The organism is Kutzneria chonburiensis (assembly GCF_028622115.1).
Taxonomy (GTDB): Bacteria; Actinomycetota; Actinomycetes; order Mycobacteriales; family Pseudonocardiaceae; genus Kutzneria; species Kutzneria chonburiensis.
Map to the genome: position 1 here is coordinate 9,714,153 of NZ_CP097263.1, position 14,782 is coordinate 9,728,934.

Below are 14,782 nucleotides of genomic sequence, written 5' to 3' on the forward strand. Positions count from 1 at the left end.
GCGCCCCGGCGCAGTATCGAGACGCGGGCCGCCGTTGTTGTGGCGGGAGCAGCAACGGCGGCTCCTGATGGTCATACTCGGTGCATGTGGATGGTCTACGGCGCCAACGGCTACACCGGACGGCTCATCGCCCAGCTCGCCGGGCAGCGCGGCGAACGCCCCGTGCTGGCCGGGCGGTCGGCCGAGAAGCTCGAGCCGCTCGCCCGTGAGTTCGGGCTCGAGCACCGGGCCGTGCCCTTGGACGACCAGGACCGGCTGTGCGAGGCCCTCGGCGACGTCGATGCCGTCGTGCACTGCGCCGGGCCGTTCTCCGTGACCTCCGAGCCGATGGTCGACGCCTGCCTGGCCACCGGCACCCACTACGTCGACATCACCGGCGAGATCGACGTTTTCGAGCGGATCTTCGCCCGTGACGGCGAGGCTCAGCGTGCCGGTGTCGTCCTGCTGCCCGGCGCCGGCTTCGACGTCGTGCCCACCGACGGCGTCGCCGCCCTGCTCGCGCGGGAGCTCCCCGACGCCGTCGAGCTCGAGTTGGCCTTCCTGGCCGGTGGCGGCATGAGTCCCGGCACCATGAAGACCACCGTCGAGGGCATCACCACCGGTGGCCGCGCCCGGGTCGACGGCTCCTTGGTCACCGTTCCCGTCGGGCACCGCAGCCGGGTCGCCGAGTTCGCCTCACGTCCCCGTCGCGTCGGCTCCGTGCCGTGGGGCGATCTCAGCACCGCCTTCCGCTCCACCGGCATTCCCACCATCACCACCTACACCACGGTTCCCGAGTTCGCCGCCACCGCCCAGAGCCTGCTGGCCCCGATCCTCCGCAGCCCCGCCGCCCAGCAGTTCGCCCAGCGCCTCGCCGGCTTCATCCCCGGTCCCTCCGAGCGCACCCGCACCTCCAGCCGCTGCGAAGTCTGGGGCGCCGTCCGCAACGCCGCCGGCCGTCAGCTCTCCATGACCCTCACCGGCCCCAACCCGTACCTCCTCACTGCCGACTCCGCCCTCCGCGCCGCGCTGAAGCTCGTCGCCGGTGAAGCCAAGCCCGGCGCCCACACCCCTTCCACCGCCTTCGGCGCGGAGTTCGTGACAGAGTTGGACGGTGTCGAGCTCAGCCCCATCGGATAAGCCCGGAACCGCCATTGCCGTGATCCGCGGTGGGGAGGTCATCCACCAGGAGTGCTCGGGCTTCGCGGACCTCGAGTGGCGGCAACCCGTCGCGGCGGACACCGTGTTCCCGGTGGCGTCGATCACCAAGTCGTTCACGGCATTGGTCGTGCAGCACTTGATCGATCTCGACACCACGATCGGCGAATATCTGCCGGACTATCCGGTGCCGGGCCGGGACGTGACGATCCGGCAGCTGCTCAACCACACCTCGGGCCTTCCCGAACAGATGCTGATCCCCGAGTTCGAAGAGCGGCGCTTCCTGTCCCACACCAGCGACGAGGCCCTGGCCTTCTTCACCGGCCTGCCCCTCAATTTCACGCCCGGCTCGCGATACGCGTACAGCAACACCGGGTATTGGCTGCTGGGCCTGATCATCGAGGCCGTCACCGGCTCGCCCTACGGCGACGTCGTCGCCGAGCACGTGCTGCGGCCGGCGCCCTGCTCAGCACCCTCGACGACATGGTGCGGTACGACCGGTTTCTCAAGGGACACGAGTTCGACCTCGCCTCACGGTCCCCGGGGTCCTGACCTCGGGCCGAGCCACCAGGTACGGCTTTGGCTGGGTGCTCGGCGACTACCGGGGCGCCCGGTACGCGGCGCACTCCGGTGGCCTGGACGGGTTCTCCGACCTCTACGTCCGGTTCCCCGACGAGGACTTCAGCATCATCCTGCTCGGCAACCACAAGGGCCTTGCCATCTACCAGGTGGTGCTGGACCTGGCCGAGAAGTTCCTGGGTCGGCCGGCGCCGGTCGTGCCGCCGGCGGGGCCGATGCCACTCGAACTGGCCGGCGCCTACCGTGTCGACGACAGTGTCGCCGAGCTCACCGCCGAGGGCGACGGCCTCACGTTCACGTTCGGCCGCAAGGTTCGCCACCCGCTGCGTCGCCTGGACGAGACCACCCTCATCTGCGCGGACGACCCCGACGTCCGGCTACTTCTGCACGAGGACGGCGGCCTCACCGTCGACCAGCCGTTCTACACATTCACCGGCTACCGCTGACCCATCACAAGTGCGTGAAGGGGCTTTCCCGCACTCGGAGTGCGGGAAAGCCCCCTTCACGACGTGAGTTCTAGCGGGGTGCCAGCAGGGTGCTGGCTTCCTGGGCGGCGGAGCCGGCCTGGAGCAGGTGCTCCAGGTTGGCCGGCAGCTGCTCGCCGCGCTTGTGCACGGCGGTGGCGTACAGCCGGCCGGCACGGTAGGAGGAGCGGACCAGCGGCCCGGCCATCACGCCGGAGAAGCCGATCTTCTCGGCGTCGGCCGAGTGGGCCACGAACTCCTCGGGCTTGACCCAGCGCTCGATCGGGTGGTGGCGGACGCTGGGCCGCAGGTACTGGGTGATGGTGATGATCTCGCAGCCGGCCTCGTGCAGGTCGTGCAGCGCCTCGGTCACCTCCTCCGGCGTCTCGCCCATGCCCAGGATGAGGTTGGACTTGGTGACCAGCCCGGCCTCACGGGCCTTGGTGATCACCTCGAGGGACCGCTCGTAGCGGAACGCGGGCCGGATGCGCTTGAAGATGCGCGGCACGGTCTCGAGGTTGTGCGCGAGCACCTCGGGCCGGGACGAGAAGACCTCGGCCAGCTGGTCGGGCTCGGCGTTGAAGTCGGGGATCAGCAGCTCGACGCCGGTCCCGGGGTTCATGGCGTGGATCTGCCGCACGGTCTCGGCGTACAGCCAGGCCCCGCCGTCGGGCAGGTCGTCGCGGGCGACACCGGTCACCGTGGAGTAGCGCAGCCCCATCGCCTGCACGGACTCCGCCACCCGGCGCGGCTCCTCGCGGTCGAACTCGGCCGGCTTGCCGGTGTCGATCTGGCAGAAGTCGCAGCGCCGGGTGCACTGGTCGCCACCGATCAGGAAGGTGGCCTCCCGGTCTTCCCAGCACTCGTAGATGTTGGGACAGCCGGCTTCCTCGCACACGGTGTGCAGGCCCTCGCGGCGGACCAGCCCCTTGAGCTCCTGGTACTCGGGACCCATGCGGGCCCGGGTCTTGATCCAGGACGGCTTCTTCTCGATAGGGGTCTGGCTGTTGCGCACTTCGAGTCGCAGCAGCTTGCGGCCCTCGGGGACGACCTCTGTCACACGCTCACCTTACGCTTCGACCCCACGTGGCCGGGGTCACGCAGCGGCGGGCACCCGGCCACGCAGCAGCGCGGCGAAAGCGCCGCCGACCCGCTCGAGAACCTCGTTGGGCTCGGTGAACTCGGCCAGCCCCGCGGCCAGCGCGAGCATCCGGTGCTCACGGGCGACCGCGTCGGCCAGCACGCCGTTCGAGTTCTCGTCGAGCAAACGCCTGAGAGCGGGGTTGTCCGCGACGGCGCGGCGCCACGCGGCGGAGACGGCGTCGACCCGGTCGCGCTCGGTGTCCGACAGCGCCAGCCCGATGCGGGCGGTCAGCGCGCGGGTCCACTTGTGGTCCAGCGCGAGCAGCAGCTCGTCGGTGTCGGCGAACACGGCGGCAGCGTCGGGCACCTGGGTGAAGGCGGCCTCGATCGTGCCGGTGGTGGCCAGTACGGCGTCGATGACGTCCCGGCGACGGTAGTAGTCGTTCCAGCTCATCGTCGTACCTCCGGTCTTCGGCATACTCGCGGTATGTCCGACACGACGACCATACCACGGGTACGTACCGGCGGTATGTGGATACAGTTGTGAGCGTGGCGACAGCGCGGTCGAGACGACTCGAATACTCGGAATCCACCAGGGACGCCCTGGTGGACAGTGCTGTCGAGCTGTTCACCAAACGGGGCTACGCCGGCACCTCGCTCGACGAGGTGGCCAAGCGCGCCCGCGTCACGAAAGGCGCGCTCTACCACCACTTCAGCGGCAAGCAGGCGCTGTTCGAGGCGGCCTTCGACATCGTCGAGACGAAGGCGATGCGCCGCCTCGGCGAGATCGTCAGCGGCCCCGGCCACCCATGGGAGACCGCCATGGCCGGCCTGCGGGCCTACGTGCGGGTCTGCCTCGATCCGGCGTTCCAGCGCATCGTGGTGCACGAGGGTCCGGTGGTGATGGGGTGGGCCCGCTGGCGTGAAGCCGAGGAGCACTACAGCTTCGGTGTGATCCGCGCTTCGGTGCAGGCGCTGGTCGAGTCGGGCGAGATCGAGGAGATGCCGGTCGACGTCATGTCCCGGCTGCTCTACGGCGCGCTGTCGGCGGGCGCCAGCATGATCGCCGGCGCCGCCGACCCGCGCAAGGCCAGTGAGGAAGTGGCCTGGTCGATCACGAGGGTGGTCAGCGGACTGCGCCGACCGGCAGCAGCAGGTGCTGGCGCGCCGTCGGCGGAACCGGCCGATCGACTGTCACGGCGTCGTCGCCACTAGCCAGCAGCGCGGCCAACAGGGCGCCGGCCGCGGCATTGGACCGCTCCGGGTGCGCGAGCATGAGCTCCCACGCCGGCGTCTCGCCCTGCAACTCCACGAACCGCACCCCGGCCCGGCCGCGGGCCGTGGTCCGCGGCAGCACTGCTACCGCGAGCCCGGCCGCGACGACGTCCAGCATGGTCTGCACGTCGTCGGCGTGGAACGTGACCTTGCCACCGAACTCGTTGCCGCCGCCGGGGAACTCCACCAGCGTCTCGGCCCGGAGCTCGGCCAGGCCGACCGTGTTGCGTTGGGCGAACCGGTGGTCGGGCCCGCAGGCCACCACCGGCCGTTCCGGCCGTACCGGCGCGACGGTCACGCCGTCACCGCCGGCCAGGCGGTTCGCCGACGCCAGCACCAGGGCCAGGTCCAGCCGCCCGTCCCGGACCTGGTCGAGCAGCCGAGCCGAGGAATCGTGGCCGAGCACCACCTCCACATCGGGGTGGGCCCGGTGGAAGCGGCCCAGCGCGGCCATCAGGTGACCATGGTCGACAGCCCGGGACAGGCCGACGCTGACCCGGCCGCGCAGACCGCCCTGCACGGCGGCGACGGCCTCGCGGGCGGCGGTCACCGTGCTCAGCGCGCGGCGGGCCTCCACCAGCAGGGCCCGGCCGGCGTCGGTCATGCGGACCTGGCGCTTGTCCCGCACGAACAGCTGGGCGCCGAGCTCGCGCTCGAGCGTCTGGATCGATGCGGAAAGGCTGGACTGCGCGATGTGCAGTCTGCGTGCGGCCCTGGTGAAGTGGCACTCCTCCGCTACGGCGACAAAGTGCGTCAACTGGCGCAACTCCATGCTGATCACCCGGTTCTCGGCGGTATTTGGTTGGCAACAGCACGCGGCGTCACCGATGACCCTATGTCCGTGACGGGGGGCGCGGGCAACGTCTGACGGATTCATTAGTGCCGAACGGCCCAACTGGCGGCCGGTGGTTACGTTGTGCTGGTGGACTTTCGGATCTTCACCGAGCCCCAGCAAGGGGCGACCTATACCGACCTGCTCCGGGTGGCCCGCGCCGCCGAGGACGCCGGCTATGACGCCTTTTTCCGTTCCGACCACTATCTGAAGATGGGTTCGGCCGACGGCCTGCCCGGCCCGACCGACGCCTGGATCACGCTGGCCGGTCTGGCCCGCGAGACCTCCCGGCTGCGACTGGGCACGCTGATGAGCCCGATCACCTTCCGTCACCCGGGCCCGCTGGCCATCTCGGTCGCGCAGGTCGACCAGATGTCCGGCGGCCGGGTCGAGCTGGGCATCGGCAGCGGCTGGTTCGAGGCCGAGCACACCGCGTACGGGATCCCGTTCCCGGGCCTGGCCGAGCGCTTCGACCAGTACGAGGAGCAGGTGGAGATCATCGCCGGCCTCTGGGGCACGCCGGCCGGGCAGACCTACTCGTTCGCCGGCAAGCACTACCAGCTGACCGACTCGCCGGCGCTGCCCAAGCCCGTGCAGAGTCCGCGTCCGCCGATCCTGATCGGCGGCCACGGCGCCAGGCGGACGCCGCGGCTGGCCGCGAAGTTCGCCGACGAGTTCAACATCGGGTTTTCCTCGATCGCCGATTCGGCCGCCCAGTTCGACCGCGTCCGGGCCGCCTGCCAGGTCATCGGCCGTGACCCGGGTTCGATCACCATGTCGGTGGCGCATCCCGTGGTCGTCGGCCGTGACGACGCCGAGGTCGCGCGTCGTGCCGCCGCCATCGGCCGTGACGTCGAGGAGCTGAAGGTCAACGGCTTCTGCGGCACCCCGGCCGAGGTGGTGGACCGCGTCGGCGCCTGGCACGAGGGCACCGGCACCAACCGGATCTACCTCCAGGTGCTGGACCTGTCCGACCTGGCGCACCTCGATCTGTTCGCTGCCGAGGTCGCGGCCAAGTGGCCGAAGTGACCTCAGCCGGCGTGACCGTACTTCTGCTGCACGGGCTCGGCGGCGATCGTCGTGGCCTGCGGGAACTGGCCGATGCGCTCGACGGTGTCGACGTCATCGTGCCGGACCTGCCGGGCTACGGCGCGTCGCCGCCGTTGGCCGTGCCGCACACGTTGGAGAACTACGCCGCCGAGATCGAGCGCCTGCGCCTGTCCCTGGGCTTGGACCGTTTCGTGCTCGCCGGCCACTCCCTGGGCGCGTCCATCTCGCTCGTCTACGCAGCGCGCTACGGGGCCGCCCTCGACGGCTTGTGCCTGTTCAACCCGGTCTCGGAGGCCACGGGCCTGACCGCGTGGCTCGGCAAGCTCTACTACCGCATCGGCGCTTGGCTGCCCGAACGTGCGGCGCGCTTCTGGCTGTGCAGCAAACCTGCTGTCTACCTCGCCGACGCGTTCGTCATCGTCACCAAGGACAAGGCCCGGCGGCGGTGGATTCTCGACATGGATTACGAGAACTATCGCAACGCCAGCGTGCGGGCCATGACGGAAGCGTTCCTGAGCTACTTCGACACCAAGTTCGCCGACCTGGCCGCGCAGGTCACCGTGCCGACCGTGCTCGTGACCGGCACTCGCGACGGCATCGCCCCGGTCGACGCCGTAGCCGAGCTCGCGAACAGGCTCGGAGACGCGTCACTGGTCGTGGAACCAGGTGCTGGTCACCTGTACCCCGCCGAGGAACCGGCTCGCGCGGCGGCTCACCTGAGCCAATTTCTCCGCGAGTCCCGCGCTCCGGCACCCCGAACTACGGATTGATGCAGGTCAGCGAAGCTGTCCGGCGACATCGGACGCGGCGGTGAGCATCACCAGCAGCGGAATGACGGCCGTCGGCGGCACCTGGTAGCTGCCGCGGCTGTCCTGCTCCACGACCTTGGCCGCGACCAGCGACTTGAGGTGGTGGTAGAGCTGGCCGGTGGAGCGCAGCCCGGCGGCCTCCGACAGGGCCGGCGCGGGCTGCGCGCCATTGGCGATGAGGTGCCGGACGATCGCCGCACGCACCGGATGGCCCAGCGCGGCGAGCACGTCCACGCGCGGGCCGTCCGGCAGTTGCAGCGTCCCCGCCGCGCCGAACCGGATCTGCCACGACAACGGACCGCCGAACTCCACCTCGCCCTGATAGCCGACGATGCCGGCGGCCACGGGGTCGGGTACCGCGGCCTTGCCTTCGAGGGCGGCGACGCGGCGTTCGAGATCGGCGATCCGATCGTCGTAGTCAGACACGGTCGTCAAGCATGCACGACGTCACGCGCGACCCGCTGCCAGGTCACCGGGTCGCGCAGCATGCCAAGCACGACCTGGACGAAGTAGTCGACCTGGCCGTCGTGCAGGGTGAGGTAGTCGGCCAATGGCAGCCCCGTCGCCAGCACCGCGGTCGTGGCGATGGTGCCGTCCGCGCGGCGCAGCGAGAGGCCGAAGTTGAGCACGCCCGGCAGCTCTCCACCCTTGAAGCCGATACCCAGCTCGCCGGGCAGCAGTGCCCCGGCCAACAGCTGCTCCAGGTAGCGCCGCCCCGGGATGCGGCCGGTCGCGATGGATCGGTGCAGTGCGGCCACGTCCAGGGCGGTGCCGCGGTGTGTGGTCGGTGTCCAGGCCAACTGTGCTTGCGGGGTCGGCAGCTCGGCCAGCTTCGCCAGCGCCGCCTGCTTGAACGATGCGTCGGACAGGAACCGCGCGGACAGCTCTTCGCTGGTCCCTGGCCACCAGAGTCGGAGCATGTCGCCCAGCTCGGTCGCCATCTCGGCGTTCGGCCACCCACCGCATGCGGCGGTCCGGCGCAGCGCCGGCACACCGAGCAGATCGCGGAGGTAGTCGGCGGCCGCGTTGTCGCTCTCCATGATCGCGGCCTGTACCACCCAGTCCAGCGGCACCAACTGGTCGGGATCGGTGGCTCGGCGGCCGTCGTTCGGGATGTTCAGCCTGGTGAGCGCGGCCGGGTGCGCGCCGCCGTCCAGACCGGGCAGGTAGGGCGCCTCCCAGTCGCGGATCTTGATCTGGCGCTGCGGGCTGATGCCGCTGCCGGCGAACGTCGCCGCGTGGATCGCCTTGTACGCCGAGGCCATCGGCACCTGGTGATTGGGCCGCAGTGCCAACCGTCGTCCCCGGCCGTCGTCGGCGTACAGGCTGACGTGGTCACGGCGCTGCGCCAGCCACTGGACCCAGTCGGTGGTCGGCGCGTCGGCCATGGCCCGGGCCGGCGTGAGCAGCGGCACCGCCGCGACGGCCGCGGCACCGGCTAACAAGCTTCTCCTGGACAGCATGAAGCCCCCTCTTCCGTTTTTCCGTAGTTACGGAATATCAGAGAAGAGGGGGTGGCGTCAGCTGTTGGCTACGAAGACAGGGAGAAGGTCACGCCGGCGGCGGAAGGGGCGCTGCGCTGGATGTCGCGGACGGTCACCGGCAGCGTGCCATCGACGGCGGCCAGCACGGCCGCCTGGACCAGGGGCTGCACCTCGGCGACTGTGACGTCACGGCCCAGTTCGGCGCTCAGCGAGGTGACGCCGGCGTCGCGGATGCCGCACGGGATGATCTTGCCGAAGGCGCCGAGGTCGGCGTTGCAGTTGATCTCCAGGCCGTGCATGGTGACGCCGCGCTGCACCCGGATGCCGATGGCGGCGATCTTGCGCTCGGGGCGGTCGCCGTCGGCGGCCAGCCACACGCCGCTGCGGCCCTCGACCCGGCCGGTGGCCACGCCGAGCTGGTCGCACACGTGGATCAGGGCCTGCTCGATGCGCCGCACGTAGTCGACGACGTCGACCGGGTCGCTGAGCTTGACGATGGGGTAGCCGACCAGCTGGCCCGGGCCGTGCCACGTGATCTTGCCGCCGCGGTCGACGTCGATCACCGGGGTGCCGTCCTGCGGCCGGTCCTCGGGCTCGGTGCGCTTGCCGGCGGTGTAGACCGACGGGTGCTCCAGCAGCAGCAACGTGTCCGGACCGGTGCCGTCTGCGCGGGCGGCCAGCAGCTCCCGCTGGAGCTCCCAGGCCTCCGCGTAGTCGATGGTGCCCAGCGGCCGCACCTGCACGGGATCGGCCGTGGCGCGGCAGGAAATGGTCGTCACACAGCGACTTTACGCCCGCTGGCCCAGCACTTCCGGAAGGGCTGTGGCCAGCGTCTCGTGCTGGAACCGGAAGCCGTGTGTCAGCAGCGCCCTCGGCGTCGCACGCTGGCCGATCAGCACGCCTTCGTCGGCAAACTCGCCCAGCACGGCCCGCAGCGCGAAGCCCGGCACCGTCCACGGCGTCGGCCGGCCCATCGCCTCGCCCAGCGTCCTGGTCAGCTCGGCGTTGGTCAGCTGCTCCGGCGCGCACAGATTGACCGGGCCCGAGATGTCCTCGTGTTCCAGCACGAACCGGATCGCCGCCAGCTCGTCGTCCAGCGAGATCCACGGCCAGTACTGACTGCCGTCGCCCAGCTTGCCGCCCAGCATGAACTGCACCAACGGCTTCAGCTTGCCCAGCAGGCCGCCCGACTCGGCGAACACCAGGCCGGTGCGCAGCAACACCACCCGGGCCCCGGCGTCGGCCGCCGGCCGGGTCGCCGACTCCCACTCGTGCACCAGGTCGGCCAGGAACCCCTGGCCCTTCGGTCCCGACTCGTCGACCTCACGATCACCGGTGTCGCCGTAGTAGCCGACCGCCGATGCGTTCACCAGCACCGGGATCTTGTGCTCAGCCACCGCCGCTGCCAGCACTTCCGTCGGCTCCACCCGGGAGTCCAGCAGGGTCTGCTTGCGGGCCTGGCTCCAGCGCTTGTCGCCGATGCCCGCCCCGCACAGGTTGAGCACCGCGTCCACGCCGTCCAGCGTGCCGTCCTGGATCCGGCCGGCCGGCGGGTCCCAGCTGCGCTCGTCCCGCGCCGCCGCCGGACGGCGCACCAGGCGCAGCACCTCGTGTCCGGCGTGCCGCAGCACCGGGAGCAGGGCGGAACCGATCAAGCCGGACGACCCGGCGACCACGACGCGCATGCCCAGATCGTCCCTCGCGGACCGATCCGCCGCAGCACCGGGGGTATTCCCGAGACGGGGGCACGGGCAACGCGCCCCCCTTGATCAAGGGACCGATCCTGGCCTTGAACGTCAGGAAGGGCCCCTTACTGACGTTGAACGTCAGTAAGGGGCCCTTCCTGACACAAGGGCGGGGTGGATCAGAGGCCGAGGTCGGCCTCGAAGGCACCCTCTTCCAGGCGGTGCTTGATCGTGGTGAGGAAGCGGGCCGCGTCCGCGCCGTCGACGAGGCGGTGGTCGTAGGACAGGGCCAGGTACACCATGGACCGGATGGCGATGGTGTCGCCGCCGGCCTCGTCGGCCACCACGACCGGGCGCTTCACGACCGCGCCGGTGCCGAGCATGCCGACCTGCGGCTGGTTCAGGATCGGCGTGTCGAACAGGGCGCCACGGCTGCCGGTGTTGGTCAGCGTGAAGGTGCCGCCCGACAGCTCGTCCGGCTTGATCTTGTTGTTGCGGGTGCGCTCGGCAAGGTCGGCGATCTTGCGGGCGATGCCGGCGATGTTGAGGTCACCGGCGTTGTGGATCACCGGCACCATCAGGCCGCGCGGTGCGTCCACGGCGATGCCCAGGTGCTCGGCGCCGTGGTAGGTGACCTCCATCGTCTCGTCGTTGATGGAGGCGTTGACCTGCGGGTGCTGCTTGAGCGCCTCGACCGCCGCCTTGGCGAAGAACGGCAGGAACGACAGCTTCACGCCCTCGCGCGCCTCGAAGCCGCGCTTGGCCCGGTCGCGCAGCCGCGCGATACGGGTGATGTCGACCTCGATCACGGTGGTGAGCTGCGCGGAGATCTGCAGCGACTCCACCATGCGCTTGGCGATGGTCTGCCGGATCCGCGGCATCTTCTGCGTGGTGCCACGCAGCGCCTGGGCCTCGGGCGACGGCGCGGCCGACACGGCGGCCGGGGCCGACGGGGCGGCAGCAGCCGGGGCAGCGGCGGCCGGCGCCGGGGCGGGGGCCTTCTTGGCCTCCACGGCGGCGAGCACGTCCTGCTTGCGGATGCGGCCACCGACACCGGTGCCCTGCAACGAGTTCAGGTCGATGCCGTTCTCCGACGCCAGCTTGCGCACCAGCGGCGTCACGTACGGCGAGCCGTTCGCGTCGTCCGAGGAAGAAGCCTGCGCCTGAGGAGCCGGCGCGGCCGGAGCCGCCGGGGCGGGCGCGGGTGCGGCGGGCGCGGGAGCCTGGGCCACGGGGGCCGGTGCGGCCGGAGCCGGAGCCGGAGCCGGGGCCGCCGGAGCGGCAGGCGCGGGAGCGGGGGCGGGGGCAGCAGCCGGGGCCGCCGCGCCGTCACCGATCACGGCCAGCTTGCCGCCGACCTCGACGGTGGCGTCCTCGCCGGCCGAGATCTCCAGCAGCGTGCCGGCGACCGGCGACGGGATCTCGGTGTCGACCTTGTCGGTGGACACCTCCAGCAGCGGCTCGTCCACCTCGACCTTGTCGCCGACCTGCTTGAGCCAGCGGGTGACCGTGCCCTCGGTGACGCTCTCGCCGAGCGCCGGCATGGTGATCTCGGTGCCCTGGGCCGGACCGGCGGCCGGGGCCGGGGCCTCGGCCTGCGGCGCCGGGGCGGCGGCCGGGGCCTGCGCCTGGGCCGGCTCGGGCTCCGGCGCGGCGGCCGGCTGCTCCTGCGCCGGGGCGGGGGTCGACGGGGCCGACGCGCCGTTGCCGTCGCCGATCACGGCGAGCTCGGCGCCGACCTCGACGGTCTCGTCCTCCTTGACGACGATGCGCGTCAGCACACCGGCGGCCGGCGACGGGATCTCGGTGTCGACCTTGTCGGTGGAGACCTCCAGCAAGGGCTCGTCGACCTCGACCCGCTCACCCTCCTGCTTGAGCCAGCGGGTGACGGTGCCCTCCGTGACACTCTCGCCGAGTGCCGGCATCTGGACGGAGAAGGCCATGGGTTAGTGACTCCTCGTGCTCGTTGCTCGCGTGGCTGACTATGTGCCGACGGGTCAGCCGTGCACGTGCAGCGGCTTGCCGGCCAGGGCGAGGAACGCCTCGCCGAGGGCTTCTGTCTGGGTGGGGTGGGCGTGGATCAACGGGGCGATGTCCTCCGGGAACGCCTCCCAGTTGTAGATCAGCTGGGCCTCGCCGATCAGCTCGCCGACGCGCTCGCCGACGAGGGTGACGCCGACGACCGGGCCGTCCGGGGCCTTGACCAGCTTGACGCCGCCGCTGGTCTTGAGGATCTGGCTCTTGCCGTTGCCGGCGAGGCTGTAGACGTAGGTGGTGGCCGAGCCGTACTTCTCCTTGGCCGCGGCCTCGGTCAGGCCGACCGAGGCGACCTCGGGGTTGCAGTACGTCACGCGCGGGATGCCGGCCTCGTCGATGACCCGGGGGTTCTGCCCGGCGATGTCCTCGGCGACGAAGATGCCCTGCTGGAAACCGCGGTGGGCCAGCTGAAGGCCGGGCACGATGTCGCCGACCGCGTAGACGCCGGGCAGGTTGGTGCGCAGCCGCTCGTCGGTGATCACGAAGCCGCGCTCCATGCGGACGCCGGCCTCCTCGTAGCCGTGGCCCGCGGTGTTCGGGCCGCGGCCGACCGCGACCAGCAGCAGGTCGGCGTCCAGCACGTCGCCGTTCTCCAGGCTGACCGAGACGCCCGAGTCGTTCTGGGTGGCGCCGGTGAACTTCACGCCCGTCTTGAACTTGATGCCGCGCTTGCGGAAGGCGCGTTCCAGCTGCTTGGAGGCCCACTCGTCCTCGGCCGGCACCAGGCGCGGCAGGGCCTCGACGATGGTCACGTCGGCGCCGAAGGAGCTCCACACGCTGGCGAACTCGACGCCGATGACGCCGCCGCCGAGCACGACGACCTTCTCCGGGATCCAGTCCAGGTTCAGCGCCTGGTCGCTGGTGATGACCCGGCCGGTGATCTCGAGGCCGGGCAGGCTGCGGGCGTAGGAGCCGGTGGCCAGCACCACGTTCTTGCCGGTGTAGCGGTTGCCGTCGACGACCACCGTGTTCGGGCCCTGGAACGTGCCGGCGCCCTCGACCAGCGTGACCTTGTTGGCCTTGACCAGGCCCTGAAGGCCCTTGTAGAGGCCGCTGATCACGCCGTCCTTGTAGGAGTTCACGCCCGGCATGTCGATGCCCTCGAGCGAGCTCTTCACGCCGAACTTGTCACCCTCGCGGGCCGCGTCGGCGACCTCCGCCGCGTGCAGCAGGGCCTTGGTCGGGATGCAGCCGCGGTGCAGGCAGGTGCCCCCCAGCTTGTCCTTCTCGACCAGGATGACGGACAGGCCGAGCTCGGCCGCGCGGAAGGCGCAGGCGTAGCCGCCCGAGCCGCCGCCCAGGATCACAAGGTCGGCGGAGGTGTCGGTCACGGGATCTCCTCGACTGGCAACAGTGGCAATTCGTGGTCTGCGGGTCACTCGCGCGTGTACGCGCGCGTCAACTGTGGCCATCTTGTCACTTCGCCGTCGCGGCTGCCCTGACCGGGGGAGGGATCGAGCGGGTTTCACACCCTTCGACCACCGGTCCTGGCACGATTGAGGCAGACGTGCGATACGGGAGGAGGCGTCCGTGGGCTTGTTCGATCGTTTTCGCAGGACCAGGCGTCCGGGCGTGACCCGCGGTTCGACCTCGCACGACACCTCCCACCTGGAGTCCTGGACCGCTGGGCACCGGGGTGTGGAGGCGTTCGTGGAGCCGCGGACCACGGTGACGGAAACCACTGTGGTGTTGGTCGCTCATGACGGCGAGTGGACCCGTCGGCGCATCGACGGCGAGCAGGGCGCGTTCCGGCTCGGCCGCAAACTCGGCATCCCGGTGTACGAGGTCAGCAAGGTCGGTTACCCCAAGCGCATGCGCGAGTACACCGCGCGCCAGCGGGCCCGGTCGCGGCGTCAGACCACCGACTGAACCGTCACCGGGAAATTGACCGAGTTGGCGATGAAGCACAGGTGATGGGCTCGCTCGTGCAGCTCGGCCAGCTGGTCGTGACCACTGTGGACGGTCACCTCCGGCCGTAGCGTCACGTCGGTGAAGCGGCCGCCGCCGTCTTCCGCCATCGTGCCGGTCGCGCGGTCGCGGTAGTCCGTGACCACGATGCCCGCCTCCGCCGCCAGGTGCAGGAACCACAGCATGTGGCACTGGGACAGCGAGGCCACCAGCAGTTCCTCGGGGTTGTAGCGATCCCGGTCGCCGCGGAATGCCGGGTCCGCCGAGCCCGGCAGCACCGGCTTGCCTTCGACCGCGACCTCGTGCGCCCGCGAGTAGTCCCGGTAGCCCGTCGTCGCCCCGTGCCAGCTGACTTCCACCTCGTACCCGTGTGTCCGCATACGCCTTGTATACACGCAACCGGGGGTTGGTGGACACGTCTTTCCGGTAGATCAAATCG

At 70.7% G+C, this 14,782-nt stretch carries 16 protein-coding genes and 1 pseudogene; 7 read left to right on the forward strand and 10 right to left on the reverse strand.

Features of this window, described 5'->3' with window-relative positions:
* Positions 1-84: 84 nt before the first annotated feature.
* The 3 genes and pseudogenes from M3Q35_RS45160 (at position 85) to M3Q35_RS45170 (ending at position 2,162) form a co-directional block, all read left to right on the forward strand.
* Positions 85-1,119, forward strand: a complete 1,035-nt coding sequence (locus tag M3Q35_RS45160; RefSeq protein WP_273938756.1) for a saccharopine dehydrogenase family protein — start codon at positions 85-87, stop codon at positions 1,117-1,119.
* A gap of 19 nt (positions 1,120-1,138) precedes the next feature.
* Positions 1,139-1,558 (forward strand): annotated as a pseudogene (locus M3Q35_RS49125) (serine hydrolase domain-containing protein); the annotation flags it as partial.
* 166 nt (positions 1,559-1,724) lie between these two features.
* Complete coding sequence (locus M3Q35_RS45170) at positions 1,725-2,162, forward strand: hypothetical protein (protein ID WP_273938758.1); 438 nt, start codon at positions 1,725-1,727, stop codon at positions 2,160-2,162.
* 70 nt (positions 2,163-2,232) lie between these two features.
* On the opposite strand, the gene lipA is transcribed toward M3Q35_RS45170, so the two are convergent.
* The gene (gene lipA, locus M3Q35_RS45175) at positions 2,233-3,240 is read right to left on the reverse strand and encodes a lipoyl synthase (protein ID WP_273938759.1); all 1,008 of its coding nucleotides are present in this window, start codon (positions 3,238-3,240) and stop codon (positions 2,233-2,235) included.
* Positions 3,241-3,276: 36 nt separating this feature from the next.
* Positions 3,277-3,717 (reverse strand): hypothetical protein, encoded by a 441-nt coding sequence (locus M3Q35_RS45180; protein ID WP_273938760.1) that lies wholly within the window; start codon positions 3,715-3,717, stop codon positions 3,277-3,279.
* Positions 3,718-3,812: 95 nt separating this feature from the next.
* On the opposite strand from M3Q35_RS45180, the gene M3Q35_RS45185 reads away from it, so the two are divergent.
* Complete coding sequence (locus M3Q35_RS45185) at positions 3,813-4,478, forward strand: TetR/AcrR family transcriptional regulator (RefSeq protein WP_273938761.1); 666 nt, start codon at positions 3,813-3,815, stop codon at positions 4,476-4,478.
* Here M3Q35_RS45185 and M3Q35_RS45190 read toward each other — a convergent pair.
* Positions 4,390-5,310, reverse strand: a complete 921-nt coding sequence (locus M3Q35_RS45190) for a LysR family transcriptional regulator (RefSeq protein WP_273938763.1) — start codon at positions 5,308-5,310, stop codon at positions 4,390-4,392. The genes M3Q35_RS45185 and M3Q35_RS45190 overlap by 89 nt on opposite strands.
* 150 nt (positions 5,311-5,460) lie before the next feature.
* On the opposite strand from M3Q35_RS45190, the gene M3Q35_RS45195 reads away from it, so the two are divergent.
* Both M3Q35_RS45195 and M3Q35_RS45200 read left to right on the forward strand, forming a co-directional pair.
* Positions 5,461-6,399 carry an LLM class F420-dependent oxidoreductase gene (locus M3Q35_RS45195; protein WP_273938764.1) on the forward strand — a complete coding sequence of 313 codons (939 nt, stop codon included), beginning with the start codon at positions 5,461-5,463 and terminating at the stop codon, positions 6,397-6,399.
* A gap of 11 nt (positions 6,400-6,410) precedes the next feature.
* Entirely contained in the window at positions 6,411-7,190 is a 780-nt protein-coding gene (locus M3Q35_RS45200) for an alpha/beta fold hydrolase (RefSeq protein WP_273938765.1), read from the forward strand.
* Between the two features lie 6 nt (positions 7,191-7,196).
* Here the strand turns inward: M3Q35_RS45200 and M3Q35_RS45205 are convergent, their stop codons facing one another.
* The 6 genes from M3Q35_RS45205 to lpdA form a co-directional block, all read right to left on the reverse strand.
* Positions 7,197-7,655, reverse strand: coding sequence for a winged helix-turn-helix domain-containing protein (locus M3Q35_RS45205; protein ID WP_337960534.1), 459 nt, complete (start codon positions 7,653-7,655; stop codon positions 7,197-7,199).
* Positions 7,656-7,660: 5 nt separating this feature from the next.
* Positions 7,661-8,692, reverse strand: coding sequence for a serine hydrolase (locus tag M3Q35_RS45210; protein ID WP_273938767.1), 1,032 nt, complete (start codon positions 8,690-8,692; stop codon positions 7,661-7,663).
* A 68-nt stretch (positions 8,693-8,760) separates the two neighbouring features.
* Positions 8,761-9,492 (reverse strand): lipoyl(octanoyl) transferase LipB, encoded by a 732-nt coding sequence (gene lipB / locus M3Q35_RS45215; protein ID WP_273938768.1) that lies wholly within the window; start codon positions 9,490-9,492, stop codon positions 8,761-8,763.
* 9 nt (positions 9,493-9,501) lie between these two features.
* Positions 9,502-10,398, reverse strand: a complete 897-nt coding sequence (locus M3Q35_RS45220; protein WP_273938769.1) for a TIGR01777 family oxidoreductase — start codon at positions 10,396-10,398, stop codon at positions 9,502-9,504.
* A gap of 179 nt (positions 10,399-10,577) precedes the next feature.
* Positions 10,578-12,341 (reverse strand): 2-oxoglutarate dehydrogenase, E2 component, dihydrolipoamide succinyltransferase, encoded by a 1,764-nt coding sequence (sucB, locus tag M3Q35_RS45225; RefSeq protein WP_273938770.1) that lies wholly within the window; start codon positions 12,339-12,341, stop codon positions 10,578-10,580.
* A gap of 54 nt (positions 12,342-12,395) precedes the next feature.
* Entirely contained in the window at positions 12,396-13,766 is a 1,371-nt protein-coding gene (lpdA, locus tag M3Q35_RS45230) for a dihydrolipoyl dehydrogenase (protein WP_273938771.1), read from the reverse strand.
* A 199-nt stretch (positions 13,767-13,965) separates the two neighbouring features.
* On the opposite strand from lpdA, the gene M3Q35_RS45235 reads away from it, so the two are divergent.
* Positions 13,966-14,304, forward strand: a complete 339-nt coding sequence (locus tag M3Q35_RS45235) for an oxidoreductase (protein WP_273938773.1) — start codon at positions 13,966-13,968, stop codon at positions 14,302-14,304.
* On the opposite strand, the gene M3Q35_RS45240 is transcribed toward M3Q35_RS45235, so the two are convergent.
* Positions 14,289-14,723 carry an OsmC family protein gene (locus M3Q35_RS45240; RefSeq protein ID WP_273938774.1) on the reverse strand — a complete coding sequence of 145 codons (435 nt, stop codon included), beginning with the start codon at positions 14,721-14,723 and terminating at the stop codon, positions 14,289-14,291. The two genes, M3Q35_RS45235 and M3Q35_RS45240, sit on opposite strands and share 16 nt — an antisense overlap.
* Between the last annotated feature and the right edge of the window lie 59 nt (positions 14,724-14,782).

What these genes read in the sequence shown, in the direction of transcription:
- M3Q35_RS45160 (WP_273938756.1), top strand. Translation starts at nt 85, where the DNA reads ATGTGGATGGTCTACGGCGCCAACGGCTACACCGGACGGCTCATCGCC.
- M3Q35_RS45180 (WP_273938760.1), bottom strand. Translation starts at nt 3,717, where the DNA reads ATGAGCTGGAACGACTACTACCGTCGCCGGGACGTCATCGACGCCGTA.
- M3Q35_RS45190 (WP_273938763.1), bottom strand. Translation starts at nt 5,310, where the DNA reads ATGGAGTTGCGCCAGTTGACGCACTTTGTCGCCGTAGCGGAGGAGTGC.
- M3Q35_RS45210 (WP_273938767.1), bottom strand. Translation starts at nt 8,692, where the DNA reads ATGCTGTCCAGGAGAAGCTTGTTAGCCGGTGCCGCGGCCGTCGCGGCG.
- M3Q35_RS45220 (WP_273938769.1), bottom strand. Translation starts at nt 10,398, where the DNA reads ATGCGCGTCGTGGTCGCCGGGTCGTCCGGCTTGATCGGTTCCGCCCTG.
- sucB (WP_273938770.1), bottom strand. Translation starts at nt 12,341, where the DNA reads ATGGCCTTCTCCGTCCAGATGCCGGCACTCGGCGAGAGTGTCACGGAG.
- M3Q35_RS45240 (WP_273938774.1), bottom strand. Translation starts at nt 14,723, where the DNA reads ATGCGGACACACGGGTACGAGGTGGAAGTCAGCTGGCACGGGGCGACG.